Annotated in this window: 14 protein-coding genes; 7 read left to right on the top strand and 7 right to left on the bottom strand. The window is 58.5% G+C overall.

The features are described from left to right. Positions 1–92 precede the first annotated feature (92 nt). Entirely contained in the window at positions 93–2,063 is a 1,971-nt protein-coding gene (locus LC093_RS15290; RefSeq protein WP_226666642.1) for a PhoX family protein, read from the top strand. Positions 2,064–2,156: 93 nt separating this feature from the next. Here the strand turns inward: LC093_RS15290 and msrQ are convergent, their stop codons facing one another. Continuing rightward, on the bottom strand, positions 2,157–2,786 hold the full coding sequence (gene msrQ, locus LC093_RS15295; RefSeq protein ID WP_226666644.1) for a protein-methionine-sulfoxide reductase heme-binding subunit MsrQ: 630 nt from the start codon (positions 2,784–2,786) through the stop codon (positions 2,157–2,159). Beyond that, positions 2,786–3,778 carry a protein-methionine-sulfoxide reductase catalytic subunit MsrP gene (gene msrP, locus LC093_RS15300; protein WP_226666645.1) on the bottom strand — a complete coding sequence of 331 codons (993 nt, stop codon included), beginning with the start codon at positions 3,776–3,778 and terminating at the stop codon, positions 2,786–2,788. Before msrP ends, msrQ begins: the two co-directional genes overlap by 1 nt. Positions 3,779–4,118: 340 nt before the next feature. Here msrP and LC093_RS15305 point away from each other — a divergent pair, with 340 nt between their 5' ends. After that, the gene (locus LC093_RS15305) at positions 4,119–4,265 is read left to right on the top strand and encodes a lmo0937 family membrane protein (protein ID WP_226666647.1); all 147 of its coding nucleotides are present in this window, start codon (positions 4,119–4,121) and stop codon (positions 4,263–4,265) included. Between the two features lie 33 nt (positions 4,266–4,298). On the opposite strand, the gene LC093_RS15310 is transcribed toward LC093_RS15305, so the two are convergent. Beyond that, positions 4,299–4,907 (bottom strand): MarC family protein, encoded by a 609-nt coding sequence (locus LC093_RS15310; RefSeq protein ID WP_226666649.1) that lies wholly within the window; start codon positions 4,905–4,907, stop codon positions 4,299–4,301. A gap of 67 nt (positions 4,908–4,974) precedes the next feature. Here LC093_RS15310 and aceK point away from each other — a divergent pair, with 67 nt between their 5' ends. Further along, positions 4,975–6,747, top strand: a complete 1,773-nt coding sequence (gene aceK / locus LC093_RS15315; protein ID WP_226666650.1) for a bifunctional isocitrate dehydrogenase kinase/phosphatase — start codon at positions 4,975–4,977, stop codon at positions 6,745–6,747. Positions 6,748–6,828: 81 nt separating this feature from the next. Next, entirely contained in the window at positions 6,829–7,341 is a 513-nt protein-coding gene (locus LC093_RS15320) for a hypothetical protein (RefSeq protein ID WP_226666652.1), read from the top strand. Positions 7,342–7,378: 37 nt separating this feature from the next. Here the strand turns inward: LC093_RS15320 and ppk1 are convergent, their stop codons facing one another. Continuing rightward, entirely contained in the window at positions 7,379–9,427 is a 2,049-nt protein-coding gene (gene ppk1, locus LC093_RS15325; RefSeq protein ID WP_226666654.1) for a polyphosphate kinase 1, read from the bottom strand. Positions 9,428–9,560: 133 nt separating this feature from the next. On the opposite strand from ppk1, the gene LC093_RS15330 reads away from it, so the two are divergent. The 3 genes from LC093_RS15330 to LC093_RS15340 all read left to right on the top strand — a co-directional run bounded on the left by LC093_RS15330 (position 9,561) and on the right by LC093_RS15340 (position 13,051). After that, entirely contained in the window at positions 9,561–11,039 is a 1,479-nt protein-coding gene (locus LC093_RS15330; protein WP_226666657.1) for a Ppx/GppA phosphatase family protein, read from the top strand. Next, the gene (locus tag LC093_RS15335) at positions 11,036–12,514 is read left to right on the top strand and encodes a protein adenylyltransferase SelO (protein ID WP_226666660.1); all 1,479 of its coding nucleotides are present in this window, start codon (positions 11,036–11,038) and stop codon (positions 12,512–12,514) included. Before LC093_RS15330 ends, LC093_RS15335 begins: the two co-directional genes overlap by 4 nt. Positions 12,515–12,628: 114 nt before the next feature. Continuing rightward, a complete protein-coding gene (locus LC093_RS15340; RefSeq protein ID WP_226666664.1) occupies positions 12,629–13,051 on the top strand; it encodes a DUF2147 domain-containing protein in 423 nt (140 codons plus the stop codon). 362 nt (positions 13,052–13,413) lie between these two features. Here LC093_RS15340 and LC093_RS15345 read toward each other — a convergent pair whose 3' ends face one another. The 3 genes from LC093_RS15345 to LC093_RS15355 are packed head-to-tail and all read right to left on the bottom strand — an operon-like array spanning position 13,414 to position 16,501. Beyond that, entirely contained in the window at positions 13,414–14,940 is a 1,527-nt protein-coding gene (locus LC093_RS15345) for a DHA2 family efflux MFS transporter permease subunit (protein ID WP_226666666.1), read from the bottom strand. Between the two features lie 51 nt (positions 14,941–14,991). Further along, positions 14,992–16,059 (bottom strand): HlyD family secretion protein, encoded by a 1,068-nt coding sequence (locus LC093_RS15350; RefSeq protein ID WP_226666668.1) that lies wholly within the window; start codon positions 16,057–16,059, stop codon positions 14,992–14,994. Continuing rightward, positions 16,052–16,501: a MarR family winged helix-turn-helix transcriptional regulator gene (locus LC093_RS15355; protein ID WP_226666673.1), complete on the bottom strand. Its 450-nt coding sequence runs from the start codon at positions 16,499–16,501 to the stop codon at positions 16,052–16,054. Before LC093_RS15355 ends, LC093_RS15350 begins: the two co-directional genes overlap by 8 nt. Positions 16,502–16,607: the final 106 nt, after the last annotated feature.

A 16,607-nucleotide genomic window follows, 5' to 3' on the forward strand; every position in this document is an offset into this window, starting at 1 on the left:
CAGCTAACCTTGCTAACGGAAAAGCAGCAGGCCGCCACGGGATTGTGGCGTCTGATTATTTAAAAAGACCGCTGTCACCGGAGGCGAGATTTATGTCGGAAGACCAACAGGCACAAGACCAGGCACAGGATCAGGGACTCGATGGCCCACAGGATTCCACACGGCGCACACTGTTCAAGGCCATAGGCGCCGCTGGTGTCGCCACTGCCGGTGCGGGGCTTCTCCCCGGTTGTGGACCACGCATCGAAAAAGAGCAAAGCAACCTAGGCTTCGCCGAAATTCCCCACCTGCTCGACCACAACCACCACGTACCGAATGAGTACACCACCGACCTGCTGTTGCGCTGGGGCGACCCCCTGGATGCTTTTGCCGGAGCTTTCGTGCCGGAGACACTCACGCCGGCAGAACAGGGCCGCCGCTTTGGCTACAACAACGACTTTATTGCGTTCATGCCACTGGATGACACAGCCGGCCCCGGGGAAGGCGATCGCCACTGCCAGAGCCACAATAGCGAGCGCGGCCTGTTATGCGTCAATCACGAGTACACCCAGCCGCATTTGATGTTCCCGGGTTACCCAGATGAGGACGCCGCCAACCGCAGTGCCAGTGCCGAGCAGGTCGCCATTGAGCAGCAGGCCTGCGGCCACAGCGTGGTAGAAATCGAAAAAACCGCCAGTGGCTGGCAGCCGATACAGGGCAGCCCTTACAACCGTCGTATTTCATTGACGACCGCGATGAACGCGGTGGGCCCGGCGGCGGGCGACGAACGACTCAAAACCAGTGCCGACCCCTCCGGCAGCCGCATCTTCGGCACCGTGGGTAACTGTGCCGGCGGCAAGACCCCGTGGGGTACCGTGCTGATTGCCGAAGAGGGGTTCGGCGGCGCATTCCAGGGCGATCCCGACGATGTCGCCGACGAGCGTGAAGCGCGCAATCACCACGCCTTCGGTATCGCCAAAAACAATCGCAACTGGGGAGATTATGACCGTCGTTTCGATGTCAGCGTGGAACCGAACGAGCCCAACCGCTTTGGCTGGATGGTGGAATATGATCCATACGATCCCAATGCCACCCCGCGCAAGCTCACCGGACTCGGACGATTCGAGCACGAGGGTTTTACCCTGGTCAGCAAGCCGGGCCAGCAGATCGCGGCCTATGGTGGCGACGATGACGAGCACCAGTTTGTTTACCGCTTTGTTTCGAACAATGTTTATCTCCCTGGCGAATCAGCACACAACCGCGCACTGCTGACCGAAGGCACACTCTACGCGGGACAATTCAATGAAGACGGTAACGGGCGCTGGCTGCCGCTGGTATTTGGCCAGGGGCAGCTCACCGAAGAAAATGGTTTCCGCAACCAGGCGGACGTACTGATCGACTGCCGCCGCGCGGCGAAACTGCTCGGTGCTACCCCCATGGATCGCCCGGAAGATGTGGAGACCAACCCGGTCAACGACTGCACTTATGTAATGCTGACCAAGAACAAAAAGCGCGAGGCCGGCGATGAGAACGCAGCCAACCCACGGGCGCGCAATACCACCGGGCACGTACTGGAAATCGTGCCGCCGGGCTTATTCGGCAAGCGGGATCACACCAGTGATACCTTCCAGTGGAATACCTTCCTGCTGGGCGGCAACCCCAATGCGGAAGATCCACGGGAGCGCGGCGCCTATGGACAGCAGCAGCCCGGGAACATTTCCGCGCACGGCTGGTTTGCCAACCCCGACAACGTCGCTTTCGACCCCAAAGGCAATATGTGGATAGCCACCGACGGCTGTGAAAGTTTCGACTTTCACGATGGCCTGTGGGCGATGGCAACGGAAGGGGAGCTGCGTGCGGCACCGAAGCATTTCTTCGGCTGCCCGGAGGGGGCGGAAATCTGTGGTCCGGAGTTCACCCCGGACGGCAAGACCCTGTTTGTATCCGTGCAGCACCCGGCAGATGGCCGCCACTCCAGTTACGACACCCCCATGCACCGCTGGCCGGACAATGACCCCGCACTGCCACCACGCCCGTCTGTGCTGGCAATCCGCCGGCTGGATGGCGGTGAGGTGGGCAGCTAGTCGCCGGTAAACACTGAAATCTGAAATCCGATAAAAGTGCCGGGCATCCGCGTCAGGTGACGCCGATCCGGCACTTGGTTTTACCAACGCTTTTCAGCGCTTGAAACTCCGCAACCAGCGGCTTACCCCTTCTCGCCGCCACAGTAACAGCAACAGCGCCACGCAAAGATAGATCGCCGGCTCGATCCAGCCGCTCTTCACCGACCACCAGAAGTGCCAGCAGGCCAGCAACACCACCACATATAAAAGCCTGTGAAGCTTTTTCCAGCTTTTACCCATGCGCCGCATAAGCGCCGGCAGCGATGTGATCGCGAGCGCCAGCAGCATCAGCCACGCCGAAAAGCCCAACAGGATATAGGTGCGCTTGACCAGCTCACTACCAATCAGGGACCAGTCGAACCCGAGGTCCAGCGCCATCCAGGCGCTGAAATGCAAAGAGGCCCAGGCGAAAGCCCACAGCCCCAGCGGGCGGCGCAGCCGATTCAGCTGCCCGTACCCCAGCCAGCGCGCCAGCGGTGATATCAGGAGTGTGAGTAGCAGCAAACGCAGGGTACCCAGGCCCAGGTAGTGGATAAGTTCCACCACCGGATCGCCGCCGAGGCGTCCGGCGTTTATCGCGTAAAACAACCACAGGAGAGGTAGCGCCGCGCCAATATGCACCGCCACCTGCAGTGCAAGCGCCAGCGGTTTGCGCCAGGCCGCACTCTTTGTCGATACCACCACTAGTAGAACTTCCTCAGATCCATATTGCTGTACAGCGCTGCCACTTCCTCGCCATAGCCATTGAACGGCAACGTGGCCTGACGTTTGACCGAGAACAGCCCGCCGGGACCAATAAACCGCTCGGTGGCTTGCGACCAGCGCGGGTGATCTACGGCGGGGTTCACGTTGGCATAAAAGCCATACTCTTTCGGCAGCAATCGATTCCAGCTGGTGGGCGGCATCTCTTCCACCAGGCGGATCTTGACGATGGACTTGATGCCCTTGAATCCGTACTTCCATGGCACCACCAGCCTGATCGGCGCGCCGTTCTGCGGCGGCAGGGTTTTACCGTAAAGTCCCACCGAGAGGATGGTCAGCGGGTGCATCGCCTCGTCGATGCGCAATCCCTCCACATAGGGATAATCAATGCCACCACCCACATAGCGGTTGCGCTGGCCCGGCATCTGCTCCGGGTCGTAGAGGGTTTCAAAAGCGACGTATTTGGCCCGGCTGGTGGGCGCGAACTGCTTGAGGAATTTCCCCAGTTCAAACCCCACCCAGGGAATCACCATGGACCAGGCCTCCACACAGCGCATCCGGTAAATGCGTTCCTCGAGCCCAATCTCGCCCATCAGTTTCCACACATCGACCGTGCCCGGTTTTTCCACCTCGCCTTCGACCGTGAGGATCCAGGGCTCGGTTTTGAGTCCCTGGGCGTTCTGCGCCGGATCCGTCTTGCCGGTGCCGAACTCATAGAAATTGTTGTGATTGGTCACCTTGCTGTCCGGGGTCAGGATCAGGTCCGGTGCCGGCTTTTGCGGTTGGAAATCCAGCGGCTTGCGCGGGGCCTCATCAGCCGCAAAGGCCAGGGAATGTCCTCCGAGCAGACCGATACCAGTGATACCAAGCCCGGCGCCCAGACCTTTGATCACGCTGCGGCGGGAAACATACGCCTGCTCGGGCGTCACCTGAGATTCCGCCACATCGCCGCGGCTACGGTTTTTTATCAACATCGTGCTCTCCCGTTGAGTCCACTTCCATCCCGGCACCGGCCGGGACTCACCCATTCCCGCCGACTGACGTGTAAAAGGGTAATGCGTTGTCGTGTGATCCCGACCATTTCTTACACCCGACAGCCAGTTATCGGGTGTATGAAAAGACCGTGAGTCTGATTTACGCGGGAAGCCGCGACTCAGATTCATTCCCGATATAGGAGCAGATACTTATGCGGATTGGAAATTCCGGGAAAACAGACTTGGTTGGACGCCTACCCGCAGACTAATGTTTCCAGGGTATACGGGACGTCCGCAGGTCATACGCGATCGACGGACTCACAGTGAAGAGGTAACTCGTATGCTCGAGACGATTATTGTCATTCTTGTGGTGCTCTGGCTGCTCGGTCTGGTGACTTCCTACACCATGGGCGGCTTCGTGCACATATTACTGGTGATCGCAGTGATACTCCTGATCCTGCGGCTAATACGCGGCCGGGGCCCCTAGCAACAAGGCTGCAGAGACGAACATAACCAGCGGCTACACCGCGAAAAACTGCTGAATCCCCAGCAACACGTTGGTCGTAGCCACTGAGGCCAGTATCAGCCCCATCACGCGGCTGACGATGCTGGCGCCGGCATTACCTATCCAGCGAAAGATCCAGTTCGCCGTCAGCAATATCACCAGCACTATGCCCAATACCGCCATCATCGCGCTGGCCGTGTTCAGCTGGTGCACCGAGTCAAAACGGTAATTGTCTGTCAGTACCACCGCTGCCAGCATGGCGCCGGGTGAGGCGATAGATGGCACGGCCAAAGGGAAAATCGCCGTTTCATGCCCCTCGCGGATGATTTCCACTTCCCGCTCCGGCTTGCCCTCACCGAAGATCATCGTCAGCGCAAACAGGAACAGAACGATTCCCCCGGCGACCTGGAATGCGGACAGTGGCACACCGATGGCCTCGAGCAGGTACTGCCCCAGCAGCAGAAAGAACAGCAGAATTCCCGTGGCCACAGCCACTGCGAGCAGGGCAATCTTGCGGCGCTGCCACTCACTGTGCCGGCTGGTGACCGCAATAAATACCGGCAAGGTGCCCACCGGGTCGATCACCGCAAAGAAAAAGACAAAGCTGCTGATCCAATCGTCCAAGTGCGCTCCCGAATGCCCGTGCTAACATCGGCTAAGAAGAAAAGCATGATCAAATTGAGTCTAGTGCATGACCAATCACTCTCCGACCGCACGCCGTATTGCCAAGACCATTCTCAATGGTTTCGATGCGTATTTCGCCGATTTCCAGAACATCACCCTGGGCGCAAAAGCCCGTTTTGAGACCGCCTCCTGGACCGGTGTACACGAGACCAACAAGGAGCGTATCGACCTGTATAAGGTCAAGGTCAACCAGGTACTGAAGCTCGTACACACGGTTACCAGCAAGGACACCAGCCAGCTGGACCTGTGGCGGCAGGCGAAGGAAACCTACGGTCAGCTGATTGCCAATCACAACAACTATGAGATTGCGGAAACGTTTTTCAATTCGATTTTCTGCAGCCAGTTCCAGCATGCGCATATTCACGACAGCCATATTTTCGTGAAATCCTCCCGCGCACCCGATGAAAAACCCCTGCGCGACTACAGCATTTACATAAGCTACAACGGCCGCGATGGTCTCGAGGCCATGATCGAAGACATCCTCGCCGACTATGAATTCTCCATTCCCTGGGAAGACAGTGCGCGGGATATTGGCCATATCTGTGCAGCCCTGCGTGCAGGGCCCCTCGCCCACCTCAATGGCGCTGAAGACGAACAGCGGCTGCGGGTCGACATGCTGGAATCCGTGTTCTATCGCAATAAAGCCGCCTACCTTGTCGGGCGCCTGATGTTTGCCGGTGAAGTCATCCCGTTGATCATGCCGTGCCTGAACAACGGCCGCAGCGGCGTGTTTGTGGATACGGTGATTTACGATAATGATTCGTCCAGCATCATCTTCAGTTTCACCCGCTCGTACTTCATGGTGGATGCACCAATTCCATCGCGCTTCGTGCGCTTCCTGTCCACCATCATGCCGCTGAAGGAAAAGTCCGAGCTGTACAACTCCATCGGCTTCCACAAACACGGCAAGACCGAGTTCTACCGCCACATACTCGCGCATATGAAGGTCAGCAACGACAAGTTCGTAATCGCCCCCGGGATCAAGGGCATGGTGATGAGCGTGTTCACGCTGCCCTCCTACCCGGTGGTATTCAAGATCATCAAGGACAAGTTCGATAATCCGAAAACAGTGACCGAAGAGATCGTAAAGGACAAATACAAGTTCGTATCCCGCTCCGACCGTGTGGGCCGCATGGCGGATACCCAGGAGTACACCAATTTCATTTTCTATCGCAATCGTTTCAGTGAGGAGCTGATCGAGGAATTGAAAACCCTGGCGCCATCGAAGCTGGAAATGGACGACAAGTGGATCATCATCAAGCACTTGTATGTTGAGCGCCGCATGGAGCCACTGAACCTGTACCTGGATCAGGCAAACGAGCAACAGACCATCGAAGCGATGGAAGAGTATGGCAACGCCATCAAGCAGCTGGCAGCGGCGAATATTTTCCCCGGCGATATGCTGCTTAAGAACTTCGGCGTCACCCGTCACGGGCGCGTGGTGTTTTACGACTACGACGAACTCTGCCCGCTCACCGAGTGCAACTTCCGCAAGATTCCCGAGCCTCGGACCATCGAACAGGAGCTTTCCGACCGCCCCTGGTATACCGTCGCCGAAGCCGATGTATTCCCGGAAGAGTTTCGCCTGTTCTTCTCCGGCAACCCGGTGGCCCGTCAGGCCTTTGAGGACCAGCACAGCGACCTCTACGACTACCGCTACTGGCAGCGCCTGCAGGAAAGGATCCGCGCCGGCCGTATCGAAAGCACCTTCCCGTATCGGCGCAAGATCCGCTTCCAGCGCCTGCCCATCAAGCGTACGCCACCGCGGGCCGGGAGTTAGACTACCGGCCCTGCCAGTTTCCATGGAGTGTCTATAGTTAAGGAAGTATTGCCTGGCAGGGAAAGTCCGCGGAGGTTAGCAGTGCGGTTTTTCAGATCGGTTCCGGTTTTGACGCTGTTCATTGCGGTGTTCGCTGCCCTGGCCACTGGTTGCGGCTACCTGCCCAGTGCGATGGAGCCAGAAACCAAGGCCGAAAAATCCAAGCCTGACGAAACAGACCAATCGGTGAAAGTACACACCGTAAGCTGTAAGACGCGCGCCAAAGGTTACAATCTCGCCAGCTTTGACGACCTGTTTGTCTTTTCCGGCGACGCCCGCGAGCCCTTTCACCCCGCCACCGGCCTGCCATCCAAGTACGACGTACGCGCCTATGTCTGGGGCTTTGACAATTGTATGGAGCGCGGCGTGTGCACCCAGGGAGACCACTACTGGCTGATCAAGCGCGGGCCGGAAGATGACTTCTCCACCTGGGTTGTCACCCCCCAATTTCCACGTATCACAATCAAATCAAGCTGCAAGAACACCTTCAAGGTCGGCGAGCGTTACCGCTTTTCTTTCAGCAAGGGCAAGCTCGTCGGCGTCAGTAAGAACTGAGCGTTCCTGCCGCCAGCCTCCCAGCAGTCTTCGCGCCTCAAACTTCACGCGTCTTCAAATACCGGCGGATCGCATCCTGGGCACGTACATTCTTACGGCTTTTGGGATTCGCGATACGGGTATTGCTCTGGTTTGCATCGAGCACGCGCGCTTTCTGATTGTCCTGCCATTGCAGCTCCAGGATATCCAGCACGGTCTTTCGATGTCGCGCATCCAACAGGGGAAAGGTGACTTCCACCCGGTGATCCAGGTTGCGTGTCATCAGGTCCGCAGAAGAGAGAAATACTTTCTGCTCGCCATCGTTGTGGAACATGTACACCCGCGCATGCTCCAGGTATTTATCCACCAGGCTGATTACCCTGATATTGTCTGATAGCCCCTTGGTCTGGCTCAGCAGTGCGCACATGCTGCGCACGATAATGCGGACCTTAACCCCTGCCGTGCTTGCCTGGTACAGGCGCTCGATCACTTCGGAATCCACCAGGTTGTTGCACTTGATAAAGATCTCAGCATCCTGCCCCGCCACCGCGGCACTGATTTCTTTATCAATCGCAGCGAGCAAGTTGGGCCGGTTGGTATACGGGGAAACCCAGATATGGTTGTAGTGCTGCTGCAGGTGCGTCTGCTTGATGAAATCAAATACCCGGAAGGCATCCTCTCCCATTTTTTCGTCCGCCGTCAGCAGACTGAAATCGCAGTAAAAACGCGCGGTACTCTCGTTGAAGTTGCCGGTGCCAAAGTGACTGTAATAGCGCGGTTTGCCATTTTCCTCGCGCACAATGGAGATCAGTTTGCAGTGTACTTTGAGGCCGGGCACACCGTAGATCACTTCGACACCGGCATCACTCAATTCGTTGGACCAGTGGATATTGGCCTGCTCATCAAAGCGCGCCTGTAACTCCACAACCGCGGTGACCTGCTTCTGGTTGCGCACCGCATTCACCAGCGCCGCCACCACGCGGGAATTTTTCGCCACCCGGTACAGATTGATCCGGATTTCTTTTACTTTGGGGTCCAGCGCAGCGGACGCCAGCAACTTGGTGATCACGCGGAAATCGTGGTACGGGTAGTAACACAGGCGATCGGCGGTATCCATCCAGTCGAAGATATTGGCGCTGTCGGGAATAGTCGGCAACGGCTCACGGGCGCGGTACGTGTGCGCCTTCAGGTCCGACGGAAAGCTCATAAAATCTTTGGAATTGTGATAGCGGCCACCGGGTGTGTAGCTGTCGTAGCGCCCCATGCTCAACTTTTTCTTGATCATATCCAGCAGCACTTCGGGCATGGTGGAATCGTACACCAGCCGTACCGGCTCGGCCTGCTTGCGCTTTTTCAGCGACTTGGCCACGCGATCAACAATATTCTGGGTCACATATTCACCCAGCTCCAGTTCCGCATCGCGACTGATCTTGAAGGTAAAGGCCAGGGCTTTTTCGATGGGCAGTACATGCCGGAACACATCGATCAGGCAGGCCCGGATGACGTTATCGAGCACGATATACACCCGCTCGTGCGTTTTCTCCCGCGGCGGAACCGCGATAAAGCGCGGCAGGGTATCCGTGGGAATTTCCAGGCCGGCAAAACGCAGGCTGCCATCTGCCAGTTCCAGGTAAATGCCAAAATAAAAACTCGCCTCGTTCAGAAGCGGCATGTTTTCCCGGTCATCGATAAAAAATGGTTCCAATTCCGGCAGCACTTCGCTCTGGAAATAGGACTCGACATACGCGCGCTGCTTTTCTGTCAGCTGATGCTCATTGATCAGATGGATATGATGTTCACCCAGATCCTTGAGCACCTGGGCATAGGCATTGCTGAAACGAGTCTGCAGGCGCAGCACCTTCTCGTTGATATTGGATAGCAGGGTAGAAAACTGCTCTTTCTTTTTGCTGCCTTTAGCAAATGTGGCAAGCCGCCGCACATCAGCTACCCGCACCCGGTAGAATTCATCCAGGTTGTTGGAAAAGATCCCCAGAAAGCGCACCCGCTCGATAATGGGCACACTTTGATCCTCCACTTCCTGAAGTACGCGCGCATTGAACGAGAGCCAGCTCAGTTCTTTGGGAAATAACGGAGTATCATTTGCCATATCGGTTGCTGCTATTGTCAATGGCGGATGAGAGAATTCAGCATCCAGGTTAAGCATACGGCCATCCTGCCGGCTCGGGGAAATGCGCGCAGTTTGCTACATTTTTGTTACAACAATTTGACATCAAGCATATATGACAACCGATACCGTCGCGGAACGTTACGCGGCCCTCGATCTTGGCTCCAACAGCTTCCACCTTCTGCTGGCGGAATTCCGCGACCAGCGCATGGTGCGCCTGCACACCGACCGTGCCATGGTGCGCCTCGCTGAGGGGCTGGATGCCCTGCGCAACCTGGACCCCGCCGTGGCCGAGCGCGCGCTCGAAGCCCTGCGGCGCTTCAGCCCGGTGTTACAGGACCTGCCTCTCGAACATGTGCGCGTCGTCGGTACCAACACACTGCGCTGCGCGGCGGACAACGCCGACGGCTTTCTTGAGGCGGCGGAAGCGATCCTCGGTGTGCCGATAGAAATCATCAGCGGCATCGAGGAAGCACGCCTGATTTACAGCGGCGTGATGGCCGCAGCCGAAGGACCACCGCGCTTGCGTTGCGTGGTGGACATTGGCGGCGGTTCCACCGAGCTCGTGCGGGGAGTAGAAACCCCTAAATTACTGCAAAGTGTCAACATGGGGTGCGTAGCCTTCACCCGGCAGTTTTTTGACAACGGCAAAATTGACGCCGGCAAGCGCAACAATTTTGTGCGCGCGCGCCGCGCCGCGCAGGCCGAATTGCAGGAGCTACGCCACCTGGCAGACGATGCCCTGGTGATGGGTGCCAGCGGCACGGTCAAGTCCGTCGCCCGGGTTCTGAACAATGGCGAGCTGGATCCGATATTGCGCGAGGATATTGATGCACTCGCCGACAAAGTTGCAAGTTGCAAATCCGTAGACAAGATCGACCTGCCGCACCTGGATCCTGAACGCCGACCGGTGTTCGCCGCAGGCCTCGCCATTCTCCACGGAATCTTCCGCGAGCTGGATATTCAGGAAATGCAGGTCTCGCCCTACGCCATCCGCGAGGGCATCGTGCACGACCTTTCCGGGCGCCTGCACGGTGGTGATCGCCGCGCCGACTCGGTGCGTGCGATGATGGAGCACGGCCAGATTGACGCCACCCAGGCCGAGCGTGTCGCCAATACCGCGCTGCAGTTTCTCGGCCAGTTAAACCCGCTCACCCCGGTCTCCCAGTGCCGCATCTTGCGCTGGGCCGCGGATCTACACGAAATTGGATTGGCGCTATCCCATTCCAGCTTCCGCAAGCTCGGCGCCTATATGATTGAGCACGCGGATCTCGCCGGTTTCGGCAAAAGCGAACAGGAAAACCTCGCCTATCTGGTGCGCAACCAGCGCGGCGATATCAAGGCAGTGCGGGAACACTACGGGTTCCATCCGAATAACGACCTGCTGCTGTGCCTGCGCCTCGCCTGTATCGTGCACCGCGACCATATCGACCGCAGTATCGATTCCCTGCAACTGTCCGCCGATGGCCCCGGCTATAAACTGGAGATTGCTGAAGACTGGCTTTACCAGTACCCCGCCATCGAGGACCTGTTAAACCTGGAAGTCGATTGCTGGGAGGAAAAGAACATCAAACTGAAGCTGAGTATCCAGTGACGACACTGAAAACCCTCGTACAGGTAAAACTTCACCACCACTACGCCGACCTCGGCGAGCCGTTTGGCACCGCCCTGCCGCCGACCCCGCTGCAAAATCCCCGCCTGGTGCACACCAATCCGGCCGTGCTCAGCCTGCTCGGCATCGATTCCGCTGAAGCAGACAATCCCCAGTGGGCACAGATTGCGAGTGGCGCGGTGTTGCTGTCCGGCAGCAAGCCTTTCGCCATGAAATACACCGGCCACCAGTTTGGCAGTTACAACCCGGACCTGGGCGATGGCCGCGCGCTGCTTTTGGGGGAAATCGAACACGACGGCCTGCGCTGGGACCTGCATTTGAAAGGTGCGGGCCAGACGCCCTATTCCCGCTTCGGCGATGGCCGCGCCGTATTGCGTTCCACCATTCGTGAATACCTGGCGGGCGAAGCGCTTACTGCGCTGGGTATTCGCAGTACCCGCGCCCTGTGCCTGGTGGACAGCGAGGAGCCGGTGGCGCGGGAGAAGCTGGAAACCGGCGCGGCACTTATCCGGGTGGCGCGCAGCCATGTGCGCTTTGGGCACTTCGAATACCTGTTCTACACCCGCCAGCTGGAAGCACAGCGCAAGCTGGTGCAGTTTGTGTGCGAACAGTTCCTGCCGGACAGCACCGACAGTGATGCGCAGGCACAGGCGGAGGCGCTGCTGCGCTTCACCGTGGCCCGCAGCGCAGAGCTGGTAGCGGGCTGGCAATCGGTGGGGTTTGCCCACGGGGTGCTGAACACCGACAACATGTCGATCATCGGCGATACGTTTGATTTTGGTCCCTACGGATTTCTGGACGACTACGAGCCGGGGTTTATCTGTAATCACTCGGATCACACTGGCCGTTACGCATTTGATGCGCAGCCAGGGGTGGTGCTGTGGAACCTGAATGCGCTGGCTCATGCCTTTTCTGCCCTGCTGGATACGGAAACCCTGAAAGATTGTCTGGGTCAGTACCAGCCGCTGCTGATCGAGGCTTATGCGGAGCGTATGCGGGCAAAACTCGGACTGGAGATTGAGGATGAAGGCGATCAGCAGCTGAGTGCCGATCTGTTACAGCTGCTGGCGGACGGCCCGGTGGACTATACGCTGTTTTTCCGCGCCCTGAGCCGGTATTGCGGCGAGCGGCCGGCTTCCGCACTGGAAGCGCTGGTACCGCCCGCCCAGCACCCGGCCCTGGCGCACTGGCTGGATCATTACGACCACCGGCTGCAGAAAGAGACCCGCCCGAGCGGGTTGCGCAGCAAGGCGATGCTGCACACCAATCCCAAGTTCATTCTGCGCAATTATCTTGCCCAGCGGGTGATCGAGGCGGCAGAACAGGGAGACTATCAGCCGCTGGACGATTTCCTGACTCTGCTGCAAAGCCCTTTCGATGAGCACCCGGAGTTTGAGAGCTGGGCCGCCGCACCATCGGAGTCGGGGAAACATCTGCCGATCAGCTGTTCGTCCTAGTCTCCTGCTGCCTCGTGGACGGCGCAGCAACTACACTGAAGCTGGACTCACGAGGCAGTATTTGACCAAGATTGATGATATGGTCACGCCCTATTTTCTGCGACGGATATCCCTATGAAATTACTTAGCAAAGCCTTTCTGATCGCCTGCGCCGGCCTGCTCTTTACCCAGTTCGCATTTGCGGATGTGGTGGGACGCTGGAAGACCATCGATGACGAGACCGGGGAGGCAAAATCCATCGTCGAGATTTACGAGAAAGACGGTAAATATTTTGGCCGCGTGGTGGATCTGTTGATGAAGCCAGACGATACCGTATGCGACAAGTGCCCCGGCAGCCGCAAGGGCCAGACGATTGTCGGCATGGATATCGTCACCAATATGGTGAAGAAAGGGGATGAGTTCGAGGGCGGCCAGATCCTCGACCCGGTAAAGGGCAAGGTATACGACTGCAAGATGTGGGAAGAGGACGGCAACCTGATGGTGCGCGGCTATCTCGGTTTCTTCTACCGTACCCAGACCTGGTATCCGGCCGAATAGCGACTTCCCATACGGAGGCTCGAAGCCGGCCAGGTGGCGATCCTGCTACTGCGAGTTGTTTTGCGGGACACGCCGTAAACCCATCCATGGGGGCTCGGCTGCGGCCATCCAGGCCGCAGACGGTCCCGCAAAACAACTCCCAGTATCAGAACCTTCAATTCAAACTTCAGTGCGATTAATCCGATAAATAATCTGCACCGTGCTTAAACGCGAAAGCCTCTTGGTGGCCCTGTGCGGAACGATTGCCGACGAGGTTGTGGAGCACAGGGCCACCAAGAGGCTGCCACTGCACTAGCTAAAACCACCCAGCTAAAACCACCTAAAACCACCTAAAACCACCGAGCGACAACGCCAGCTGATAACTAGCCCTTCCGATCCGGATTGGAAAGCAAAAACACCAGCGGCATCGCCGCGATATTGATCCACATCAGCATATAGAAATCGTTCACGTAAGCGATCTCCGCCGCCTGGCGGCTAACCTCCTGCATCAACACACCCGGCAATGCCGACAGGCTGTCTGCCGCGGGCAAACCGTCCAGCAGGCCCGGCGGTATCTGCACCCGCTCACCCAGCTGCTGCTGGTTCACCCACAGGTTGCGCGACAGCGCCGCCATCACGATAGACACACCAATACTACTGCCCAGGTTTCGCGACAGGCTGAACAGCGCCGTGGCTTCGCCCCGCAGGCGCGGTTCGAGTGTCACATAAGCCAGGGTTGAGATAGGTACAAACACCAACCCCAATCCAAGCCCCTGAACCAGGCCCGTGCGGATCAATTCTGCGCGGCTTACCTCAAGAGTGAACGCGGTCATTTCCCATAAGGAAAAAGAAATCAGAGCCATCCCCAGCAGGATCAGGTGGCGCGCATCGAAGCGCGTCATGAGTTTGCCTACCAGCATCATCGAAATCATGGTGCCGACACCTCGCGGCATCAGGACCAGTCCGGTAGTCACTACCGGGTAGCCCTTCCACTGCTGCAGGAAGGGCGGCAGCAGTGCCATGGTCGCCAGCAGGATGATGCCGACCACGAAGATGAACACCAGGCCCGAGGCATAGTTGCGGTCGCGGAACAGCTCTGGGGACAGGAACGGGTTCTGGGTTGTACGCGAGTGCACGACAAACAGGTAGAGACCCAGCCCGGCGGCAATGGCATACAGCTGGATTTCCAGCGCCTCGAACCAGTCCACATGCTCACCGCGGTCCAGCAGCATCTGCAGGGCTCCTACAGCGAGGGCCAACATCGCGAAGCCGAAGCCGTCAAAGCGCTGCTTGCGGGTTTCACTCTCTGGTACGTACAGGTAAATCCCCAACAGCGAGAGAATTCCGAACGGCAGGTTGATGTAGAACACCCAGCGCCAGGAGTAGTATTCGGTGAGCCAGCCGCCGAGCGTCGGGCCGAGGATCGGGCCGATCATCACCCCCACGCCCCAGATACCCATGGCTGAGGCGTGTTTCTCTTTCGGGTAGATATCCAGCAGGGTAGCTTGCGAAAGCGGTACCAGCGAGGCGCCGAACACGCCCTGTAACAGGCGCCACAGGATCATTTCATTCAGACTGTTAGCCTGGCCGCACAACATGGAAGTAAGGGTAAAACCCGCTACCGACCACAGGAACACCTGGCGGCGGCCGAAACGCTGGGCGAGGAAGCCCACCGGTGGTGTCATGATCGCCGCGGCGACGATATAGGATGTCAGCACCCAGGTAACCTGGTCGCTGCTGGCACCGAGGCTGCCCTGCATATGCGGCAGGGCCACGTTGGCGATGGTGGTGTCCAGTACCTGAATAATGGTGGCCAGCATAATGCTGACCGTGACCATCAACTCGCCGCCGGATGCCTTGGCCTGTGGTCCGGGTGCAGACAGCGCGCCGGGCTGTGTCGTCTGACTCATGTGCGCGGTGTCCTTTTGCTGTACACGCTCGCGAACAACTCGGGGAACAACTTAAAGTACAACGCGGCTTGCCTCAGCATCATCGCTGCGGGCGGAGACCAGCTTGTTGTCTTCCGTGGTATCGATGGACACTTCCGCGCTCATGCCTGCGCGCAATACCGGCGCGTCTTCCGCAGGCAACAGGCGCAGACGCACCGGTACCCGCTGCACCACTTTCACCCAGTTGCCGCTGGCGTTCTGGGGCGGGATCAACGCGAACTCGCTGCCACTGGCCGCACTCAGGCTCTCAACCAGCGCCTGGAATTTCACTCCCGGATAGGCGTCAACGGTAACCAGGGCCTGCTGGCCCGCGCGCACTTTTTCCAGTTGGGTTTCCTTCAGGTTGGCTTCCACCCACATGTTTTCGGTGCTGAGCATGCTGACCACTGCCAGCCCGGCTGGTGCCATTTCGCCGACCTGTGGGGCCTCGTTGGCAATCATGCCGGATACCGGCGCGGCGATCCGGGTGCGCGACAGCTGGTAGCGCGCCTTATCGAGCTTCGCCTGCGCCACTTTTACATCCGCCTGCTGCTCCGGTGGCACCTGGGAACTGCCGCCCAGTTCTGCACGCAGGCTGGCAAGTTTTTCGGTATTAATCGCGATCTTGGCGCGCGCCTGGTCCAGCTTCTGGCGGGATTCGTCCAGCTGGGACTCGGACAGCGCTACCTTACCGAGCTTTTCATTGCGCTCCAGCTGGCGGCGGTAGAAGTCGGCATCGGTCTGCGCCTGGTGCAGCTCCGCCTCGGCTTCGGCGTAATCCGCCTGGCGCGCCTGGATCTGGTTTTTCACCTGGGCCAGGTGGCCTTCGGCCTCGGCCACAGCGAGCTGAAACGGGGTGGCATCCAGCTGTACCAGCAGGTCCCCTTTGTTCACATGCTGATTGGCACGCACCGCCACTTCGGCGATCACGCCACTCACTTCCGGCGCCAGGGAGACCTTATCCGCTTTCACGTAGGCATTCTCCGTGTGTACGCTGCTGCCGCCCCCGATCAGGCACCAGCTGGCAACGGCCCCCGCAACCACGATACCCAGTGCAAATCCCATGCGTCGGGTCTTCAGTTTTTCCAGAACCTTAGCCACTCACGATCTCCTCACGGCCCAGGTTTTCGCGAACCCGGCTCAGTAAATTCAGTAATTGCAGTTGCTCTTCCATCGAAATCCCCACCAGTGCCTGGCTGCGCACTTCCTGGGCGAGGCCCCGTAGCGTCTCCAGTACCGGTTCGGCGGCCCCGGTAAGGAATACGCGGAAACAGCGCCGGTCCTGGGGATCCTGGCGGCGTTCTACCAAGCCCTCTCCTTCAAGCAGGTCGAGCTGGCGGGTCAGGCTGATGGGCGCCACGTCCATACGCTCAGCCAGCTCCGTCTGCTTCATGCCCTGGTCCTTGTTCAGGATCCAGAGCACCTGCCAGCGGGAGCGGGTGAGTCCGTGAGACTTCGCCTTGCGGTCGAAATTGCGTTTTAACAGGCGCGCAGCACCATGGAGTTCGAACCCCAGCTGCGCAGTAGCATCGGTTTTATTCACAGAACAACTTTATTGTCAGGCTTGTTTTAAGGGCGCTTATTGTAAGCTTGCTTATGATTTTCGCAAGGGGGTCTCGGTGATGACAGGCCTGTCGAGGGGGCCGGCG

This window comes from Microbulbifer aggregans (assembly GCF_020524005.1).
GTDB classification, from domain to species: Bacteria; Pseudomonadota; Gammaproteobacteria; order Pseudomonadales; family Cellvibrionaceae; genus Microbulbifer; species Microbulbifer aggregans_A.